The 18,304-nt window shown below is 62.8% G+C and carries 16 protein-coding genes and 1 pseudogene; 14 read left to right on the top strand and 3 right to left on the bottom strand.

All coding sequences use genetic code 11. The features are described from left to right. Positions 1-22: 22 nt before the first annotated feature. From hisI to ACJO2E_RS09790, 6 genes and pseudogenes are all read left to right on the top strand, one after another. On the top strand, positions 23-454 hold the full coding sequence (hisI, locus tag ACJO2E_RS09815) for a phosphoribosyl-AMP cyclohydrolase (RefSeq protein WP_406963697.1): 432 nt from the start codon (positions 23-25) through the stop codon (positions 452-454). Continuing rightward, positions 447-779 (top strand): phosphoribosyl-ATP diphosphatase, encoded by a 333-nt coding sequence (locus tag ACJO2E_RS09810; RefSeq protein ID WP_406963696.1) that lies wholly within the window; start codon positions 447-449, stop codon positions 777-779. The genes hisI and ACJO2E_RS09810 overlap by 8 nt, the downstream gene beginning before the upstream one ends. Positions 780-893: 114 nt before the next feature. Further along, positions 894-1,139, top strand: a complete 246-nt coding sequence (tatA, locus tag ACJO2E_RS09805) for a Sec-independent protein translocase subunit TatA (RefSeq protein ID WP_406963695.1) — start codon at positions 894-896, stop codon at positions 1,137-1,139. Between the two features lie 11 nt (positions 1,140-1,150). Beyond that, positions 1,151-1,426, top strand: a pseudogene (tatB, locus tag ACJO2E_RS09800) (Sec-independent protein translocase protein TatB); the annotation flags it as partial. A 326-nt stretch (positions 1,427-1,752) separates the two neighbouring features. Then, positions 1,753-2,529 (top strand): twin-arginine translocase subunit TatC, encoded by a 777-nt coding sequence (gene tatC, locus ACJO2E_RS09795; protein WP_406963694.1) that lies wholly within the window; start codon positions 1,753-1,755, stop codon positions 2,527-2,529. Then, positions 2,526-3,245, top strand: coding sequence for a 16S rRNA (uracil(1498)-N(3))-methyltransferase (locus ACJO2E_RS09790; RefSeq protein WP_406963693.1), 720 nt, complete (start codon positions 2,526-2,528; stop codon positions 3,243-3,245). The genes tatC and ACJO2E_RS09790 overlap by 4 nt, the downstream gene beginning before the upstream one ends. On the opposite strand, the gene ACJO2E_RS09785 is transcribed toward ACJO2E_RS09790, so the two are convergent. Further along, on the bottom strand, positions 3,217-4,401 hold the full coding sequence (locus tag ACJO2E_RS09785) for an MFS transporter (RefSeq protein WP_406963692.1): 1,185 nt from the start codon (positions 4,399-4,401) through the stop codon (positions 3,217-3,219). The two genes, ACJO2E_RS09790 and ACJO2E_RS09785, sit on opposite strands and share 29 nt — an antisense overlap. A 99-nt stretch (positions 4,402-4,500) precedes the next feature. Here ACJO2E_RS09785 and ACJO2E_RS09780 point away from each other — a divergent pair, with 99 nt between their 5' ends. The 8 genes from ACJO2E_RS09780 (at position 4,501) to ACJO2E_RS09745 (ending at position 16,353) form a co-directional block, all read left to right on the top strand. Beyond that, positions 4,501-6,282 carry an IucA/IucC family protein gene (locus tag ACJO2E_RS09780; RefSeq protein WP_406963691.1) on the top strand — a complete coding sequence of 594 codons (1,782 nt, stop codon included), beginning with the start codon at positions 4,501-4,503 and terminating at the stop codon, positions 6,280-6,282. Then, positions 6,260-7,231 (top strand): GNAT family N-acetyltransferase, encoded by a 972-nt coding sequence (locus ACJO2E_RS09775; protein WP_406963690.1) that lies wholly within the window; start codon positions 6,260-6,262, stop codon positions 7,229-7,231. Before ACJO2E_RS09780 ends, ACJO2E_RS09775 begins: the two co-directional genes overlap by 23 nt. Before the next feature lie 19 nt (positions 7,232-7,250). Next, positions 7,251-8,987 carry an IucA/IucC family protein gene (locus ACJO2E_RS09770; protein ID WP_406963689.1) on the top strand — a complete coding sequence of 579 codons (1,737 nt, stop codon included), beginning with the start codon at positions 7,251-7,253 and terminating at the stop codon, positions 8,985-8,987. After that, positions 8,980-10,326, top strand: coding sequence for a lysine N(6)-hydroxylase/L-ornithine N(5)-oxygenase family protein (locus ACJO2E_RS09765; RefSeq protein ID WP_406963688.1), 1,347 nt, complete (start codon positions 8,980-8,982; stop codon positions 10,324-10,326). The genes ACJO2E_RS09770 and ACJO2E_RS09765 overlap by 8 nt, the downstream gene beginning before the upstream one ends. 44 nt (positions 10,327-10,370) lie before the next feature. After that, entirely contained in the window at positions 10,371-12,548 is a 2,178-nt protein-coding gene (locus ACJO2E_RS09760) for a TonB-dependent receptor (protein ID WP_406963687.1), read from the top strand. Positions 12,549-12,552: 4 nt separating this feature from the next. Continuing rightward, positions 12,553-13,488, top strand: a complete 936-nt coding sequence (locus tag ACJO2E_RS09755; protein WP_406963686.1) for an ABC transporter substrate-binding protein — start codon at positions 12,553-12,555, stop codon at positions 13,486-13,488. Further along, a complete protein-coding gene (gene fhuB / locus ACJO2E_RS09750; RefSeq protein WP_406963685.1) occupies positions 13,485-15,494 on the top strand; it encodes a Fe(3+)-hydroxamate ABC transporter permease FhuB in 2,010 nt (669 codons plus the stop codon). Before ACJO2E_RS09755 ends, fhuB begins: the two co-directional genes overlap by 4 nt. Positions 15,495-15,585: 91 nt before the next feature. After that, on the top strand, positions 15,586-16,353 hold the full coding sequence (locus tag ACJO2E_RS09745; RefSeq protein WP_406963684.1) for an ABC transporter ATP-binding protein: 768 nt from the start codon (positions 15,586-15,588) through the stop codon (positions 16,351-16,353). Between the two features lie 28 nt (positions 16,354-16,381). Here ACJO2E_RS09745 and fhuF read toward each other — a convergent pair whose 3' ends face one another. Together fhuF and ACJO2E_RS09735 are read right to left on the bottom strand one after the other, a co-directional pair. Next, the gene (gene fhuF, locus ACJO2E_RS09740; protein WP_406963683.1) at positions 16,382-17,143 is read right to left on the bottom strand and encodes a siderophore-iron reductase FhuF; all 762 of its coding nucleotides are present in this window, start codon (positions 17,141-17,143) and stop codon (positions 16,382-16,384) included. 151 nt (positions 17,144-17,294) lie between these two features. Beyond that, positions 17,295-18,197: a DUF808 domain-containing protein gene (locus ACJO2E_RS09735; RefSeq protein ID WP_406963682.1), complete on the bottom strand. Its 903-nt coding sequence runs from the start codon at positions 18,195-18,197 to the stop codon at positions 17,295-17,297. Positions 18,198-18,304 lie beyond the last annotated feature (107 nt).

Below are 18,304 nucleotides of genomic sequence, written 5' to 3'. Positions count from 1 at the left end.
ACAGACAAACCGTGTCATAAATATGCAAGAATCAACCTCTACCGTGTCCGGCACCGACTGGCTCGACAGCATCCGCTGGAATGCCGACGGCCTGGTTCCCGCCATCGCCCAGGACGCCGAGACCGGCGACATCCTGATGATGGCGTGGATGAACCGGGAATCCCTGGAACTCACCGCCCGGGAACAGCAGGCCATCTACTGGTCCCGCTCCCGGGGCAAGCTCTGGCGCAAGGGCGAGAGTTCCGGGCACGAGCAGCGTGTCAGGGAGATCCGAGTGGACTGCGACGACGACGTTATCCTGCTGAAAGTGGAACAGCGGGGCGGAATCGCCTGCCACACCGGACGTCGCAGCTGTTTCTACCGGGCGCTGGAAGACGGTAGCTGGGTCACCAAAGATCCGGTACTGAAGGACCCGGACGCCATCTACGGAGAGGGAGGCCATCACCATGAGTGACATACTGTCGCAACTCGCCCGCGTTCTGGAGGCCCGCAAGGCCGCCGACCCGGACAGTTCCTATGTGGCCAGCCTGCACGCCAAGGGTCTGAACAAGATCCTCGAGAAGGTGGGCGAGGAATGCACCGAGACGCTGATTGCCGCCAAGGATGCCGAGAACTCGGACAAGACCGACGACCTGGTCTACGAAACCGCCGACCTTTGGTTCCACACTCTGGTTATGCTGTCACGGTTTGGTCTTGGACCGGATGATATTCTTGAAGAATTGGGCCGTCGCTTCGACCTCTCGGGGCTGGAGGAAAAGGCAGCCCGCAACAAACCATAGCCGTCAACTGGACGAGGCACCCCTGGTGTCCGCGTCTCCCTCCATGGGTGTTCGGTTAACGCCAGGGTTGGCGTACAATAACATCAGGTAAGTAAACCAAAGGGGTCCTGAGAGATGGGAATTAGTATCTGGCAACTTCTGATTGTTCTGGGCATTGTGATCCTCCTGTTCGGAACCAAGAAGCTGCGCAATATCGGCACAGATCTGGGTGGTGCTATCCGGGGCTTCAAGAAGTCTATGAGCGACGAGGAAAGCCAGCAGGACAAGGACAAGACCGATGGGGACTCCATCGAGAATCAGGAAAAGTCCACGGTCCAGGAATCCAGCACCGAAAAGACCGAAGAAAAGACCCATAGCTGAGTCGCCCCCACATGTTCGATATCGGCTTTATTGAGCTGGTGATCTGTGCCGTCATCGCTCTGCTGGTCCTGGGACCGGAACGCCTGCCCTCGGCGGCCCGCACCGCCGGCCGCTGGGTGGGTGGTGCCCGGCGCATGGTCACCCAGTTCACCTCGGAACTGGACCGGGAGCTCAAGGCCGACGAACTGCGCAAGGAATTGCGCAAGGCCGGGGATATCGGCCTGGAAGACGTGGAGAAGAGTGTTCGCGGCGCGCTGGATGAAGCCAAACAGTACGAGGACATGATCCTCTCCGACGGCGACACCCGCAAGGCCAGACCCGCCCCGGCCACTCGCCGGGTTGCCGGTGAGCAGGAGAACACATCGGAGCCACCCGAACAGGGTGACCAGCCCCCGCCGGAAGATCCGACTCAGGGCGCCGACCATAGCCAACCCGATGACCATGAGAACCACCGGGATGACGACCGCCAGCGGTTCCGGGACTGGGAACCGCCGGAAAAACCCGGCTATGACCCCCACGCCATGATCCGCAAGGGCAGCCAGACCGCTGACACCACCGAAACCAGCGTCTCCGGTGCCCCGGAGACGCCCAAGGATAAACCGGAACGCGATTCATGAGTTCAGCTTCCCCGGGCAACCCTCCTCCCGAGCAGCAGGAAATGCCCCTGATCGAGCATCTGCTGGAGCTCCGCAACCGCCTGCTGAAGATGGTACTGGCGGTGCTGGTGTGCTTCGCGGTGATGTTCCCGTTCCGCAACGAGCTCTACCTGATCATGGCCGGCCCGCTGATGGAGCTGCTGCCGGTGGGCCAGAGCATGATTGCCACCGACATCACCGCCACCTTCTTCGCCCCCATGAAGCTCGCCCTGGTGCTGTCGGTGTTCGTGGCAATACCGGTCATCCTCTACCAGTTGTGGAGCTTTATCGCACCGGGGCTGTACGCCCATGAGAAGAAACTTGCCTTCCCGCTGCTGTTCTCCTCGATACTGCTCTTCTACCTGGGGGCGATATTCGCCTACTACGTGGTGTTTCCCCTGGTGTTCGGGTTCTTCACGGCCATTGGCCCGGAAGGCATCGTGGAACTGCCGGACATCACCAGTTACCTGAACTTCGTGCTGAAGATGTTCTTTGCCTTCGGGGTTGCCTTCGAAATTCCCATTGCCACCGTGCTGATGATCCTGTCCGGCGCCACCACTCCCCAGGACCTGGCGGCCAAGCGCCCCTACGTGGTGGTAGGGTGCTTTATCATTGGCATGCTGCTGACGCCCCCTGACCTGATCTCCCAGACCCTGCTGGCCGTGCCCATGTGGCTGCTGTTCGAGATTGGGGTGCTGTGTGGTCGCCTGGCAATCCGCCACCGGCCCGACGACGGCTATCCCGAAGACCTATGAACCTGGCCCTGCTGTCGCCACAGGACCTGCTGGACGACAATCACGCAAAACTCACGGGCCGGCGTCGGGATCACCTGGTCTCGGTACTCCGTGCCGGCGAGGGTGACACCCTGCCGGTCGGGCTGGAAGACGGCCCCATGGGCACCGGCACGGTGACCCGCCTGACTGATACCGTCGCGGAACTCCACCTGGAACTGGACCGGTCGCCGCCCTCCCCCCTGCCACTGACACTGGTCCTCGCCATGCCCCGCCCCAAGATGTTCCGCCGTGTCCTGCAGACGGTTGCGGCCCTGGGCGTGAAGGACATCTGGCTGATCAACAGCTACAAGGTGGAGAAGAGCTTCTGGCAGACACCCTGGCTACAACCGGAGCACCTGCGGGAGAACCTGACCCTGGGCCTGGAGCAAGCCATGGATACCCGCATGCCCCGGGTCACCATCCGCCAGCTTTTCAAACCCTTCGTGGAAGACGAGCTGCCGTCACTGCTGCAGGACCGGCCCGGCCTGGTGGCCCACCCGGGTACGAACACCCCGTGCCCGACGCATATCCGGAACCCGGCCACCCTCTGCATCGGCCCCGAAGGCGGCTTCATTCCCTACGAAGTGGACAAACTGGTGGAAGCCGGATGTCAGTCGGTCCATCTGGGGCCCCGCATCCTCAGGGTGGAGACCGCAGTACCCGTGCTGATCAGCCGACTTTACGATCTCTGCGGGTAAAGCCGCCAGCCCGCCATGCCAGCATGACCAGAGCGGGTGCAATCAGTAGCAGAGCGAGCAGCGGTTGCCCCGGGCTGGTCTCCAGCAGCCAGCCACCGGCCAGGGTCCCGATGATGTACCCCAGGGTATGGGTGCTGGTCAGCCTGCCCGCCACCTCGCCCTGTGCATCGGGATGGCACTGGCGTAGCAGACTGCCATACCAGGGCGTTAGCACCGCCGCCCCAAAGGCCAGCGCCGCAATACCGCCAAACATCGCCGACAGATTCTGAGCGTAGGCCAGCAGGGTTCCGCCCACAAGAAGGGAACTCCCCCAGATGGCCCCCAGTATCGGACTTCCCCGGACCCGCGAATGAACCAGGGGCCCGAACACAAGCCCGATCAAGGAAGCCAGGATCAGTGCCGCTGCCGTCAGGGAAGCACCGACTTCCGCAGAGACGCCCGCCAAAGCCGTGAGCCGGGGCCCCAGTACAAACTGAACAGCCCCCACCGCCACCGTCAGCACCAGCGCCATCAGATAGTAGGGCCACCCGGCCCGCCACGGCGGACGGCGATCACCACCGGAATCGCCCCCAGCCGCAAACTCACCCTCCGGTTGCTGCCCCCTCTGCCAGCGAAGGCCGGACACCAGTAGCAAGGCCAACACACCGGTCAGCGTAAGTACCGTCATCATGCCCAGCCAGACCGCCAGTGCGATCAGGGTCGGGCCAGCCAGACGCCCCGCATGAACCGACATCTGCAGACGGGACAGGCGATAGCTCCATTCCCCGGGATCGGCATCCGCCACCGCCAGCCGCTGGGCCGCGGGGAAAACGCCTCCTGCGCCAATGCCATGGGCCAACCGGGCTACCAGCAAACAGCCAAGGCCAATCGCTCCCTGCAGGCCGGCCCCAAGCGCCAGCAAAAACAGCCCGAAGCCAGCCAGCACCATCGCAGAGGCAATAAGGGACACCCGTTGGGCGCCCCTTCGATCCACCAACTGCCCCCATAGCGGGGCCCCCAGAAGAACCGGAATCATGCCGGCTGACAGGATCATCGACCAGAGTCCGGCGGAAAGTCCCGTACGCTCAATCAACCACGGCAGGGCGGCCACCATGGCCGACTGCAGCACCCCCATCATCAATACCGGGCCCCAGGCCTCCCTTCCCCGAATCGTCATCCTGTTCAGATTTCCTGATCTGCGTCACACGAAATGTAATTGCGAATCATTATTATTTATTTTACAGTTATTTGCAATTCGCCGACAAAGGATATTGCCATGATTCCAGTGATGGAAGCGTTAGACCCGTCAGTGAACGCCTATTTCAATGCCCTGTTGCGGGAAACCGGCCCCTGGCCATGGCACCCCGTACCAGGCCACTACTCGATCACCCATGACATAACCGGGGAAATCCTGCTGATTCCCTGCCGGTTTCACAGTCGGGGTGGCCGGCACCTGCTGGGACCGGACCTCTGGCTTGATCGGGGTGACGGCCTGCACCGGATGAACTTTCTGGCGGCCGTGGAATGGACCCTGTCGCTGCCCGAGATCGTCAGCCAGTCATCGGTGCAGGATCGGGAGAATCTGCTTAAGCGCGTGCGAAACAGTCATGACAACCTCCAGCTTGCCGTAGCCTATCGCTCCACATATCAGGCCCCGGCGGGGCTGGCGCCACAGACTTTTATCGACTCGGAGCAGGCCCTGATCAATGGGCACTCCATCCACCCCTGCCCCAAGGACCGCGGCAACATGACGGCTGAAGAAGCCGCCGCCTTTGCCCCGGAATTCACCGGTCGGTTTCCACTGATCTGGTACAGCGTGGCCCGTGACCAGCTGCAATGTCATGGATCCGCTCTCACCTCCCTGTCCGGCGCCATTGAGACACTGCTGCAGCAGGAGTCTCCCACCGTGCGACAGGCTGCGGAGGCCGCTGCCGCAACTGGCCATACCGTGCTCCCCTGCCATCCGTTCCAGCACCGTCACTGGCAGGCCCATCCTGAGTTGCGGGAACTGCAGTCAACGGGACGGCTGCGCCGGCTGGGCATGGGGGCCAGCCGATGGCGAGCCACGTCGTCATTGCGGGCAATCTGGGCGGAAGATCAGGACTGGATGCTGAAGTTTTCCCTGTCCGTGCGCCTCACCAATTCCCTGAGGCACCTGCAGCCCCGGGAAGCCGTCCGCGGGCCGGGACTGGCCGACCTGCTGACCACCACACCGGCCCGGGACTGGCTGAATCGTCACCGGAATTTCCGCATTCTCAATGAACCGGTGACCGTCGCCATCCGCGACCGCCAGGGGCAGCCACTGGCCGAAAGCACGGTGGTCTTCCGCGACAATCCGTTCCGCAACCAAACCGGCCATAATTGTGAGCTACTGGCGTCACTCCTTCAGGACGCACCGGAAACAGGACTTTCACGCCTGGCCACCTGCCTTCGGGCCCGGAGCGCCAGCGAGACAGACGCGGCTGACTGGTTCCACGCCTACCTGGAGCTGGCGGTCAAGCCACTACTGGACGCCCAGAGCAACCTGGGACTGCTGTTCGGGGCCCACCAGCAAAACCTGATCCTGCGGCTGGACGACCATTTCCAGCCGGTGTCCGCCTGGTTCCGGGACTGCCAGGGCACCGGCTTCTCTTCCCTGGCCCACCACCGCTTCGGCCCCGGGCTGGCAACATCGATACAGGCGGGGGAGAACGAGCTGCCTGAGACCCTGGGCGTGCGGCTGTTCTGCTATTACCTGTTCATCAACAGCACCTTCAATGTCATCACCTCGCTGGCAGCCGCCGGGCTGTGTCCGGAAAACCGGCTATGGCACCAACTGCGGCAATGGCTGCAGCAACAACTCAGGCAGGAACCGGCAGACACCAGCGCCTTCCGCTACCTGCTGGGCAGCCCGTCACTGTATGCCAAGAACAACTTTCTGTGCTCCCTGCGAGCCCTGAACGAGAACACCCTCGAGGATCTCGAATCCATCTATCACCCCATGCCCAACCCATTGCGGATTGAACAGCCAGAGACACACAAGGACAGCAACCACCATGAAACACTTGTCTCCCATTGAACTGACACCGTCATCAGACCACCAGCAGTTACAGATCACCCTGGACCGTGAGCATTGGCAGACGAAACGGCAGAGCAGTCCCGCCGGCGAACGACTGCTGGAGTGGGAGGGACCGACCCTCGACCCGACCACCAGCCAGCGCCTGCTCGATACCCTTTTTCATGAACTGGATACGCCACGGATCGAACTGGGGAGGAACGCCTGCGAAGCCTTTGACACCCACCATCCCGCCTGGGAGCACACGGCAGACGGCATCGCCATCGAGCGGGTCGCCTTCTACCAGATCCGCGAGCACTGGCTGGATCCCGGCCTGTGGCCGGTCATGCCCGAGATCTCCGTGCGGACAGACGACGTGCGCCATCCCCGTCGTCCGTCGGTAGGCGACCAGATCCTTTACTGCCGGTTCGCGCCGAGTACGGGCAAGACCATCACGCTGCGCCAGGCGACGGTGGACCAGGATGGCGAACGTTTTCACCGATGGCAGAACGATCCCCGAGTGGCCAGGTTCTGGGAGTACCCCTGGAGTCGCGAGCGGCTGGACGCAATGCTGGAGGACCGCCGGGCCGACCCGCACTCGCTGCCGCTGATCCTTGAAGCCGATGGCGAGGCCGTTGGCTATTTCGAAACCTACTACGTGCAGGAAGACCGACTGGGCCCCTACTGCAAGGCCGGGCCTTTCGATCAGGGCATGCATGTACTGATCGGCGAACGGCGGTTCCTCGGTGAAGGCCTGACCAACTTGTGGCTCAACACCGTCAGCCACTTCCTGTTTCTGTCGGAACCACGAACCCGCTGCCTGTGGGGCGAGCCAAGGTCGGATAACCGGGCGATGCTGCGCTATCTCCGGACCACCACCTGGGAAAACCATGGTGAGTTCGACTTTCCCCACAAGCGCTCAGCGCTGTTGTGCAATCCCCGCCACCGGTTCTTCGCCGACACCCGACTGTAAACCAACAGGAATGACCGAGATGGAACATGCCAACCACTGGCAACTCGTCAACCAGCGGCTGATGGCCCGGATACTGGCTGAATGCAGCTATGAAGGGCTGATTACGCCTCAGAACAAGGGCCAGGACCGGTTCGAGCTGGACACCGGCGAGCACCGTTATCAGTTCCAGGCGCGCCGGACACCCTGGGACTTCCTGTGGATACGCCCGCAGACCCTGCTCCGCAACGGTTTTCCCAGCAGTGACGCCATCCAGCTTGTGCTGGACTGCCGCCAGGCCTTTGCCATGGGCGATATCACCCTGGGTAACTTCATCGAGGAACTGAACAATACCCTCGCCGGTGATCTGCTTCGCCAGCGGGCCCTGGCGGGCCGGACAGCCGCACAACTCCTCGACCTGCCACCCGTCAGGCTGGAGACGCTGCTGGACGGCCACCCGAAAGTACTGGCCAATCGCGGTCGCCTTGGCTGGGGCATGGATGACCTGCACCGTTACAGCCCGGAGGCCAGCCAACCGGTAAGCCTGCACTGGCTGGCCGCGCACCGGGCCACCGGGTTAAGGGTTTATGGTCAACCTGCCCCCGAGCAGTGCCTGACGACCGACGACCGGGAGGAACTGGCACCCTACCTGCAGTCCCGGGACTGGCAACTGGTACCGGTTCATCCCTGGCAATGGCAGCACCATATCCAGCCGCAGTATGCCGCCATGCTGGAGGGCGGCAACCTGGTGGACCTGGGACCCCGGGGGCACCATTACCTGCCCCAGCAGTCGATCCGAACGCTGTCGGATCTCGATGCCCCCGGAGCCTGCGACCTGAAACTGTCGCTGACCATCCTGAACACCTCCTGTTACCGGGGTATTCCGCCGGAACCCATGGCGCTGGCACCGGAACTGTCCGCCTGGCTGGCAACCACCGCCAGCACTGACCCGCTCCTTGCCGCCACCGGACTGACGGTGCAGCGGGAACTGGGTGGGGTGCATCTGCCCCACCCTCACCAACAGCAGGTTGCCGGCACGCCCTATCGCTACCGGGAAATGCTCGGGGCAGTATGGCGCGAGAGCCTGGCCGGCAAGAGCGCCGAAGGTGAACAGGCCTGGATCTTCGCCATGCTGATGCAAACCGATGCGGACGGCACCCCCCTGGTCGCCGAGATGATCCGCCGCTCGGGCTGGTCCGTGGAACGCTGGCTGACCCGGCTGTTCGACCGGGTCACCATACCGCTCTACCACCTGCTTTGTCGCTATGGCGTCGGTCTGGTGGCCCACGGCCAGAACCTGGGCGTCATCTTCCGTCAGTGGCAACCGGAACGGGTGGTGGTCAAGGATTTCCACGGAGACCTGCGCCTGGTGGAGGGCGACCACCCCATGCAGGCCGGGATGCCGGACTCCCTGGCCGGCGCACTACCACGACTGCCGGCCGCCCATCTGTTTCATGACCTGTATACCGGCCACCTGGTCACCGGTCTTCGCTTCCTGTCGCCGTTGCTTGAAGACTACCTTGGCTATCCGGAACGGGATTTCTACCGGCTACTCCACGACCGGATTGTCCAGTACCAGAAGGCGTACCCGGACCTTGCGCATCAGTTCCGCACATTCGACCTGTTTCGGCCCGTGATGGAACGGGTCTGCCTCAACCGCGTGCGCTTCCGGATCGGCTATGGCGATGATGCGGCCCGCCCCACCCCAACCCTGGGGCCGGAATTGCCCAACCCCCTTCACCCGACGAATCATCAGACCCTGGAGACCTGCGATGAGTAAGGATATTCTCGACCTGGCCGGCATCGGTATTGGCCCCTTCAACCTGAGCGTGGCGGCCCTGCTGGACCAGCACCAGGACGTGGACTCTGCCTTTTTTGACAGCAAACCCCGGTTCGACTGGCACCCCGGCATGCAGTTGCCGGGGGCACGGCTGCAGACCTCCTGCCTCAAGGACCTGGTCACCGGGGCGGATCCCTGCAACCCCCACAGTTTCCTGAACTATCTGGTGCAGCACCGGCGCTTCTACCCGTTCCTGAGTGCCGGGATGACGGCCATCAGCCGCCGTGAGTTCGCCGATTACCTAGGTTGGGTCGCGGGTCGCCTTTCCAGCCTGCATTTCGGCCATGGCGTGGAGTCGGTGACCTTTGAGGACGGCCTGTTCCGGCTGACTTTTGAGACGGGACAGAATCCGGTCCGTGCCCGTAACCTCTGCATTGGCACGGGCATCCAGCCTCACATTCCACCCGCCTGCGAGGCGCTCCCATCCACCCGCAGCCTGCACTGCATCCACCTTATGCAAAAGGACAGGGATTTCACCGGCCAGCAGGTAGCAGTAATCGGCGGCGGCCAGTCCGGTGCCGAGGTAGTACTGGGCCTACTCGACGGTCTCTGGGGGCAGCCCGCCAGCATCCGCTGGTTCTCCCGCCGCCCCAACTTCGAACCTCTGGACGAGACCCCCTTTACCAACCTGTATTTCTCTCCCGGTTATGTGGATACCTTCCGCAAACTGCCGGAGCAACGTCGCCGGGAGCTGGTTCACTATCAGAAGCTGGCGTCCGACGGCATTTCCCCGGACACCCTGCAGGCGCTCTATCAGCGGCTGTACGAATACCCACTGGAAAACCCCGGGCACCCGTTGCCCGAGCTGTTGCCGGGGCGGTCCGTCTATGCGGTCACCGATGGCACGCCCATGAACCTGTTGACCCGCAACCGTATGGATGACCAGTTTGAAGAGTTCCAGGCTGACCGGCTGCTGCTGTGTACCGGGTTTGATCACGGCCTTCCACCCTGCCTGACCCCCATCAAAAACCGGCTCCGCGAGGACAGCACCGGTCGTCCACGGCTTCAGGCGGCATTCAATCTGGACTGGGACGGCCCCGATGACCGCGCCATCTACACCGTCAATCAGGGCCGTTTCAGTCACGGCATTGCCGAATCCCAGCTCAGCCTGACCTGCTGGCGCTCTGCCGTGATCGTCAACCACCTGCTCGGCCAAGAGCACTACCCGGTTTCAGAGGAGGGCCTGTCGGTCCACTGGGGCAGCAGCACAACCCGAAAAATCTCACATAACCGGGAGGCTCCCCGCAAAATGGCTCAAACGGGAATTGAATCATTTTGATAATCGTTTACACTTTCGCCTTATTTTCATAGGGAGAAACACCGATGGCAGTTCGAACGCGCTTTCCAGGAGCCCTGTTTTCACTGGCGCTGGCCGCCCCGCTGGCAGCAAACGCAGCCTCGCAGTCACTGGATGAGCTGGTAGTGGTCGGCAGTCGTGCACCAGCCCAGATCAGCCAGATCCCGGGTACCGTCTGGATTCTGGACGGTGAAGAACTGGAGCAGCAGTTCCAGTCCGGGCAGGATCTGAAAACGGTGATCGGGAAGCTGGTTCCGAGTATGGACCTGGCCCCGGAGACCCGCACCAACTACGGCCAGAACATGCGCGGTCGCAGCGTGCTGGTCATGATCGACGGCGTTTCCCTGAATGGTTCCCGGGGGCTGAGCCGTCAGTTCGACTCCATTGACCCGTTCAATATCGAGCGCATTGAAGTGCTGTCCGGCGCAACCGCCATCTATGGCGGCGGCAGTACCGGCGGCATCGTCAATATCATCACCAAGAAAGGCCAGGAAGGCGACGCCCGGTTCAGTACCGAATTGGGCGCCTCCAGTGGTTTCAACAACACCGAAGACCGCACCTTCCGGGTCGGCCAGTCCATCGCAGGCGGCAATGACACCATCAAGGGACGGCTGGCCATCGCCGCCCAGGACAACGGCGCCATGTACGATGGCAATGGCGATCGCATCATGATCGACATTTCCCAGACCGACCTGCAGTACAACCGAAGTGTCGACGTGCTGGGCAGTACCCAGATCCGCATTGATGACAACCAGAGCCTGGACCTCACGGCACAGTACTACCGGTCCCGCTACGAGGGCGATGAGGGCGTCTGGCTCGGCCCCTTCCTCACCGAACTTGATAATCCGGAAGTTCGTGACGGTTACTCCAGTGACCGGGATCCCGCAACCGAACGCTATATGTTCAACCTCGCCTACCAACACCGGGACTTACTGGGACATACCGCCTATCTGCAGGCGTCGATGCGTAACGAGGAGTCCAGTTTTCACCCTTACCCCTACCAGCGCGCGACCATACCGCAAAGTTACTTCGGCGCCTCCCGCCAGGATACCCGCCAGTACCTGATCAAGGGACTTCTGGCCAAGGACTTCGGCAGTGTCAACCTGAACTACGGCATCGACCTGGACCGGGAGGATTTCTCCGCCAGCCAGATGATCTTCGACAACAACACATCCCTGCCCAGCGGCGGCCTGGTCTTTGATGAGGAATTCGTGGTGCCCCGCTACCCGGACTACCGTGTGGAAGGGGTCGCCGCGTTCATCCAGGCTGGCTGGCAGGTCACTGACCGACTCCAGCTCAATGCCGGCATCCGACAGCGCTATGCCCGCCTGGAAATGGAAGACTTTGTGGGCACCCAGCAGGCGGTTGAATCCGGACGCGGCCTGGTGACCGGCGCGGACGCCATTCCCGGCGGTGAAAGCGACTACGACGTGACCCTGGTGAACGCTGGCGCCATCTACAAGCTCACCGATGACCACCAGATCTGGGCGAACTTCAGCCAGGGTTTTGAAATCCCGGACCCGGGCAAGGCGGCCGGGCGCGGCAATTACGAGCTGGACGGCGGACGCTACGTCCTGACAGACTCCCTGAACATTGACGACAACCCCATTCCCGGTCTGGAGACCAACCAGGTGGAACTCGGCTGGCGTACCTATCAACCGACATGGGATGCCCAGGTAGCCGCCTACTACACCTGGTCCGACAAGGAAGCCCAGACCAATCGTGAAAGCCTGACGGTCGACGTTGTGGACCGCAAGAGCCGGGACTACGGCCTCGAGGGCGCCCTGACCTGGTACGCCAATGATCAGTGGTCCCTGGGTGGCACCGGCCACTACGTGCGCTCGGAAGTGGAAGACGACGATGGCGACTGGCAGAAGAACGTGGTCACCGCGGCCAGCCTGCCCAACGCAACCGCTTTCGTCCGCTGGCAGGACCGCCTGACATCCGTACGCCTGCAAGGCTCCAAGGCGTTTGATATTGATGACGACGCCGGTGATGAAATCGAGGGTTACACCACCTTTGATCTGATGGCCGCACGCAACCTGCCCCTGGGTCGACTCAACTTTGCCGTGACCAACCTGCTGGACGAGCAGTACGACACGGTGTGGGGCCAACGCGCCCAGCTGTTCTATGGCTACGAAGAACTGTTCGACTTCAAGGGCCAGGGCCGCACCTACTCCCTGACCTACTCCGTGGACTACTGATGGCATGCTGACACGCTATCGACCAGGGCCTGCACTGCGGGCCCTGGTGCTCTTCCTGTTCTGCAGCACAGGCAGCGCCGGCACCGTGGTCACCCACGATGCCGGCGAACTGCGTTTTGAGGAGCCGCCCCAACGGATTGTGGCGCTGAACTGGTGGCAGGTGGAGCATCTGCTCGCCCTCGGCGTAATCCCGGTCGGGGTGGCGGATGCGGAAGGTTACCGGGAATGGGTAGCACAACCGCCCCTGCCGGATACCGTGAAATCCGTCGGTGCCCGGCAGTCCCCAAACCTGGAAGCCATCCGCTCCCTGAACCCCGACCTTATCCTGGTCAGTGGGCACCTGATGGCGGCGGTCCCGGCCCTGGAAACCATTGCACCGACCCTGGCACAGACCATCTACGAAGCTGACTCAAACCCCTGGGTCCGCGCTCGCCAACACCTGATCACCCTGGGCAGGGTACTCGACCGGGAAGAACGGGCCGAAAACGTCCTACAGCAGGCTGAGCAGGAACTGGCCGACACCCGACGCCGGCTTGCGGACGCCGGTCTGGAAAACCAGAACGCCTTTCTCGTCCGCTTCCTGGACGATCGCCGTCTGCGCATTCATGGCAACAACTCCATGCTCCACCAGGCCCTGGAGCAGGCCGGGCTCAACAATGCCTGGCAGCGCTCCACCAACCTGTGGGGCTTCACACCCGGCACCCTGGCAGACCTGGGCGGCCACCCTGATGCATGGCTGATCTATATCCGGCCATGGCCCGAGGCCGACCGGCAACGGCTGCTGGCCAGCAATCTCTGGCCTTACCTGCCCATGGCCCAAAGTGGCCGTATCACAGGCGTGGGGCCGGTATGGACCTTTGGCGGCGTACTGAGTGTTCCGCTCATGGCCCGCATGCTGGCGGACCAGCTGACTAACGTCGACGGGGAGGCCACTGAATGAGTCAGTTCATGGCACATCAGCACCCCTGGGCACGGCTGACACTACTGGCCCTGCTACTGCTGGCCACCGGCCTGTTCCTATCACCTCTCGCCAGTCCGGACAGCCTCGCCCGTTTGCCTGGTGCTCTGTGGCTGTCCGCATCTGCCAGCTTCGAACAGGCGGTACTGCATTACACGCAACTGCCGCGACTGACCATGGCCCTGCTGACCGGGGCGGCCCTGGGTTTTGCCGGCACGCTGGTGCAACAGGTCCTGCGCAACCCCCTGGCCGCGCCCACTACCCTGGGTGTTGCCGCCGGGGCCCAACTGGTGCTCGGCCTGGTGATGCTGCTGGCTCCTGCCCTGCTCGCCTGGCGAGAGGCCTGGGCCATGGTCGGTGGCATGGCCGCCCTTGGCCTGGTCCTGCTGATGGGTGCCCGCCGTGGTTTTGACCCGCTGACACTGACCCTTTGCGGGTTGATCGTGAGCCTCTACCTCGGCGCCATCAACACCGTCATCCTGCTGTTCAATCAGGAGCAACTGGCCGGGTTATTTATCTGGGGGGCCGGTGAACTCAGCCAGAACGACTGGCGCAGCACCCTGGAGCTGCTGCCCCGACTGCTGGCAGCCACCGGCGTCACCCTGCTGCTATGGCGCCCCCTTCAGGCCCTGGACCTAGGCACCGAAAGTGCCCGTTCCCTGGGCCTGTCGCCGGGTGTCACACGGGTGCTGGCCCTGTCGCTGGCGGTCTACCTGACCGCACTGACGGTCAGCCATGTCGGCGTGGTGGGCTTTATCGGCCTGGCTGCGCCCGCCATTGTGCGACTGCTGGGCGCACGCACCCTGCGTCAGCGCCTGCTGGCCAGCGCCCTTTCCGGTGCCCTGCTCTGCCTGGTGGCCGACGGCATTGCGCAACAGCTGACCATGGCCTTTGGTTACCTGCTGTTCCCCACCGGCGCGGCGTCCGCATTGATTGGGGGCCCGGTTCTGCTCTGGGTACTGACCCGCACCCGCCTGATCCCCGCCCGTCCGTCTGAAACCCTGTCGGTAAGTTCAGCGCGACGGAAAACCGGGGTACCGCTCATCGGATTGGCCGTTCTATGCCTGGCGACCCTGGCCAGCCTCACCGTCACCCTGAACCTGGGCCCCACCTGGGATGGCTGGCAATGGACCGGCCTCAGCGGGGACCCGGCAATAATGGCCATGCGACTGCCACGCATGGTCACCGCCTTGCTCGCTGGCGGCCTGTTGGCGGGCGCCGGTGTGATCGTGCAGAGACTGACCCGCAATCCCATGGCAAGCCCCGAACTTCTGGGCATCAGCACCGGTGCCGCCCTGGGCATGGTGATACTGGTGCTGACCCTGGGCACCAGCAGTCGACCGTTGCAGATCCTGGCCGGTGGACTGGGCGGCACTCTGGTGTTGCTGACGCTACTGTTACTGAGCCGACGCAACGGCTTTTCTCCCCAGCGGCTGCTGCTGGGAGGGATTGCCCTGTCAGCCTTGCTGGATGCGGGTATCCGCATGGTGCTTGCCATGGGCGATGCCCAGTCGGTCACCCTGCTGAACTGGCTGTCCGGCTCCACCTGGCTGTCCGGAGACACCGATGCGCTGGTGCTGCTGGTGGTGACACCACTGCTCATGCTGCTGACACTGTTGTCGATACGGTGGCTCGACCTGCTCCCTCTGGGCGACAGCACCTCACAGTCACTGGGATTACCGCTTGCCCCGGTACGCCTCGCGCTATTACTGCTGGCGGCCCTGATGACGGCAGCTGCCACACTGGTGGTGGGACCGTTGTCGTTCGTTGGTCTTATGGCGCCACACCTGGCTCGACTGCTGGGCTACCAGCGAGCACTGCCACAGTTGCTGGCGGCCTTTGTGATCGGCAGTCTGCTCATGCTATGGGCGGACTGGCTGGCCCGCTCTGTCGTGTATCCCTATGAACTGCCCGCCGGCCTGGTCGCCACACTGATTGGCGGGGGCTATTTCCTGGTGCGGATGATGCGACTGCCGGCAGCCCGTTAGCCGGCCCTGGCTGCGACCCGGCAACGGCGGTTATTGATAACCATTTACACTTGAATTAGTATCTGATCTTTCAAACAACAGGTCTGCTTCCATGTTCACACTGGACGCCGTCAGCTATCGGCTACCGGAGAAAACCCTTCTGCATCCCATTGATCTCACCATTGAGCATGGTCAGGTCGTGGGACTGATCGGCCACAACGGTTCCGGCAAATCGACGTTACTGAAACTGCTGGCCCGCCAGCTACACCCCTCCGCCGGTCGGATCTTCCTGGAGGGCAAGGACCTGCACCGCTGGGGGGACCGCCCCCTGGCCAGGCAGGTCGCCTATCTGCCCCAACAACCACCGGCCACTGACGGCCTGACGGCCCGGGAACTGGTGAGTTTTGGGCGCTACCCCTGGCACGGAGCCCTGGGTCGATTCTCCCGGGAGGACCAGGAACAGGTGGAGCGGGCCATGGCCCTGACAGACACCGAACGCTTTGCCGACCGCAGCGTGGATGAGCTGTCGGGCGGCGAGCGTCAGCGTGTATGGCTCGCCATGCTGCTTGCCCAGAACGCCCGTTACCTGCTACTGGATGAACCGACATCGGCGCTGGACGTCGCCCATCAGGTGGAGGTCCTATCGCTGGTGCGCAAACTGGGCAAGGAACTGAAAATGGGCGTGGTCGTGGTACTCCACGACATCAACATGGCCGCCAGCTACTGTGATCACCTGGTCGCACTCCACAGCGGACGACTGTTGACTGAGGGCACCCCCGACCAGTTGATGAACCAGGATACCCTGAAAGATATTTACGGCATCCCCATGTCGATCCTGGCTCACCCGAGGCAGGATGGTGCCCGAATCGCGGTGGTCTGAGCCTCGAGAAACGGTGTGACTACAGGCGCTATGCCTCTTCAGGTAACCGCGCGCCCTTGGGGGGCCGGTCAATGTGGGGACAGTTCCTGCACAGGGGAAGATCGGGCAGGCGGTAGCGGATACAGCAGTGGCGTCGTTGCCGCAGGGGCTCACAGCCTTCCCCGCGCTCCACGTAACGTACCGGATTGGCCATGGGGTTGGGCCCGCCATCGGGGCGTCGCTCCCGCTCAATGATCCCACGCCCATCCACGAGCATTGCCTCTGGCACGCCGCCCGCAGCCATGGTTTCAATGAGCCAGTCAAAGTAATTGGCGGCGTTGTTCCAAAGCACCCGACGCGACAGCTTGACCTGACCACACCAGCCCTCGATCAGCGGCTCGAAGTTGCCCTCCAGCAATTCCCGGAAACGCTCGAACGGCCCCGCCGGAGACACCTCGAAGGGGTGCCCTTCGTCTGGCAGGCGGAAGGCCTCCGGCACCCCGCCCTCGCCCAGGATGACCTCGATACGGTCGAGGGCAACCGGCAACTCCCGCCCCAGCACCAGATTGGCGGCGACCACCGGCACGGTGAGTTTCACGAAGTAATACCGGGACCAGAGTGACAGCAGGGCCCGATCGTCATCACCGGACTGGGATCGTCGATACTCGGACAGCAGCCACGACAGGCCGTCGCCGGAAATCAGGTCCCTGGCCGGTATGCCCGGGCGCTGGTCCTGGCCCGGCAGAACCAGCATATCCCGATAGTATTCGAAATCCCCGATAAACAGGGGAGCAAGGGCAGGAATCGTCATGAGGTATCCGCACCGTGGTTCGTTCAGGCTCCGGCATGAACCCAGTATGAGTACCGGCAATCCTGGTGAAAACGGTTCTCATTATACGCAACACAACACAGATAACGAGGGTATCCGGCCACCGACGGTGAGGCCGATACCCCGGACAGAATCAGGCTCTCAACCGCTGGGCCCCGGATATCACCGCCACCAGCACCGCCCCGGCCAGCACCCCAATCAGGCCATCAATCAACATTGGGCCCACGGTCGCCATTATGGAACCCAGGCCAGCAGTGAACTCACGGATCCATTCGTACAGGGGATGGATACCGTGCACCAGGATTCCACCGCCCACCAGGAACATGGCGGCGGTACCGACGATGGACAGGGTTTTCATCAACCAGGGAGCGGCCCGCAGTATGCCGGCGCCCATTGACTGGGAGAATGACGACTCGCGCTCTGTAAGGTGCACGCCCAGGTCATCCAGTTTGACGATGGCCGCCACCATGCCATACACGCCCACCGTCACCGCCACCGCGATCACCACCAGTACCGCCAGTTGCATTGTGATGGGCTCGGCACTCACGGTGCCCAGGGTGATGGCGATGATCTCGGCGGAGAGGATAAAGTCGGTGCGGATGGCCCCCTTGATTTTGTCCTTCTCCAGCGCCTTGAGGTCCTTCTGCGGGTCCGCCATGGCCTGTCGCAGGTCCTCACGATGGGCCTCCTCCTGTTCCCGGTGCAGCCACTTGTGGACCAGCTTCTCGAAGCCCTCATAACAGAGGAAGGCGCCCCCCAGCATCAGCAGGGGCGTGATCAGCCATGGCAGGAAATAACTGATGGCCAGGGCCAGGGGTACCAGGATCACCTTGTTGATGGCCGAGCCCTTCGCCACCGCCCACACCACTGGCAGCTCCCGGGCCGGCCTGACGCCGGTCACCTGCTGGGCGTTCAGGGCCAGGTCATCCCCCAGGACACCGGCGGTTTTCTTGGCCGCCACCTTGGTCATCACCGAAACGTCGTCAAGAACGACACTGATATCATCAAGCAGGGTAAGCAGGCTGGCGCCGGCCATGGCATAGGACTCCTATTCAACAACTTCCGGGACAGTGAAAACTATCGGGCACTATATAGCGTCCCGGGACGAATGTAATGGCTTTTGCCCACGGTTACTCTGGCGAA

Origin of the sequence: Marinobacter shunpengi (assembly GCF_045449695.1) — a bacterium.
Lineage (GTDB): Bacteria > Pseudomonadota > Gammaproteobacteria > Pseudomonadales > Oleiphilaceae > Marinobacter.
The sequence above is the reverse complement of the archived record's forward strand: the minus strand, read 5'-3'. Positions and strand labels throughout refer to the sequence as shown.

What these genes read in the sequence shown, in the direction of transcription:
- hisI (WP_406963697.1), top strand. Translation starts at nt 23, where the DNA reads ATGCAAGAATCAACCTCTACCGTGTCCGGCACCGACTGGCTCGACAGC.
- ACJO2E_RS09810 (WP_406963696.1), top strand. Translation starts at nt 447, where the DNA reads ATGAGTGACATACTGTCGCAACTCGCCCGCGTTCTGGAGGCCCGCAAG.
- tatA (WP_406963695.1), top strand. Translation starts at nt 894, where the DNA reads ATGGGAATTAGTATCTGGCAACTTCTGATTGTTCTGGGCATTGTGATC.
- tatC (WP_406963694.1), top strand. Translation starts at nt 1,753, where the DNA reads ATGAGTTCAGCTTCCCCGGGCAACCCTCCTCCCGAGCAGCAGGAAATG.
- ACJO2E_RS09790 (WP_406963693.1), top strand. Translation starts at nt 2,526, where the DNA reads ATGAACCTGGCCCTGCTGTCGCCACAGGACCTGCTGGACGACAATCAC.
- ACJO2E_RS09785 (WP_406963692.1), bottom strand. Translation starts at nt 4,401, where the DNA reads ATGACGATTCGGGGAAGGGAGGCCTGGGGCCCGGTATTGATGATGGGG.
- ACJO2E_RS09780 (WP_406963691.1), top strand. Translation starts at nt 4,501, where the DNA reads ATGATTCCAGTGATGGAAGCGTTAGACCCGTCAGTGAACGCCTATTTC.
- ACJO2E_RS09775 (WP_406963690.1), top strand. Translation starts at nt 6,260, where the DNA reads ATGAAACACTTGTCTCCCATTGAACTGACACCGTCATCAGACCACCAG.
- ACJO2E_RS09770 (WP_406963689.1), top strand. Translation starts at nt 7,251, where the DNA reads ATGGAACATGCCAACCACTGGCAACTCGTCAACCAGCGGCTGATGGCC.
- ACJO2E_RS09765 (WP_406963688.1), top strand. Translation starts at nt 8,980, where the DNA reads ATGAGTAAGGATATTCTCGACCTGGCCGGCATCGGTATTGGCCCCTTC.
- ACJO2E_RS09760 (WP_406963687.1), top strand. Translation starts at nt 10,371, where the DNA reads ATGGCAGTTCGAACGCGCTTTCCAGGAGCCCTGTTTTCACTGGCGCTG.
- ACJO2E_RS09755 (WP_406963686.1), top strand. Translation starts at nt 12,553, where the DNA reads ATGCTGACACGCTATCGACCAGGGCCTGCACTGCGGGCCCTGGTGCTC.
- fhuB (WP_406963685.1), top strand. Translation starts at nt 13,485, where the DNA reads ATGAGTCAGTTCATGGCACATCAGCACCCCTGGGCACGGCTGACACTA.
- ACJO2E_RS09745 (WP_406963684.1), top strand. Translation starts at nt 15,586, where the DNA reads ATGTTCACACTGGACGCCGTCAGCTATCGGCTACCGGAGAAAACCCTT.
- fhuF (WP_406963683.1), bottom strand. Translation starts at nt 17,143, where the DNA reads ATGACGATTCCTGCCCTTGCTCCCCTGTTTATCGGGGATTTCGAATAC.
- ACJO2E_RS09735 (WP_406963682.1), bottom strand. Translation starts at nt 18,197, where the DNA reads ATGGCCGGCGCCAGCCTGCTTACCCTGCTTGATGATATCAGTGTCGTT.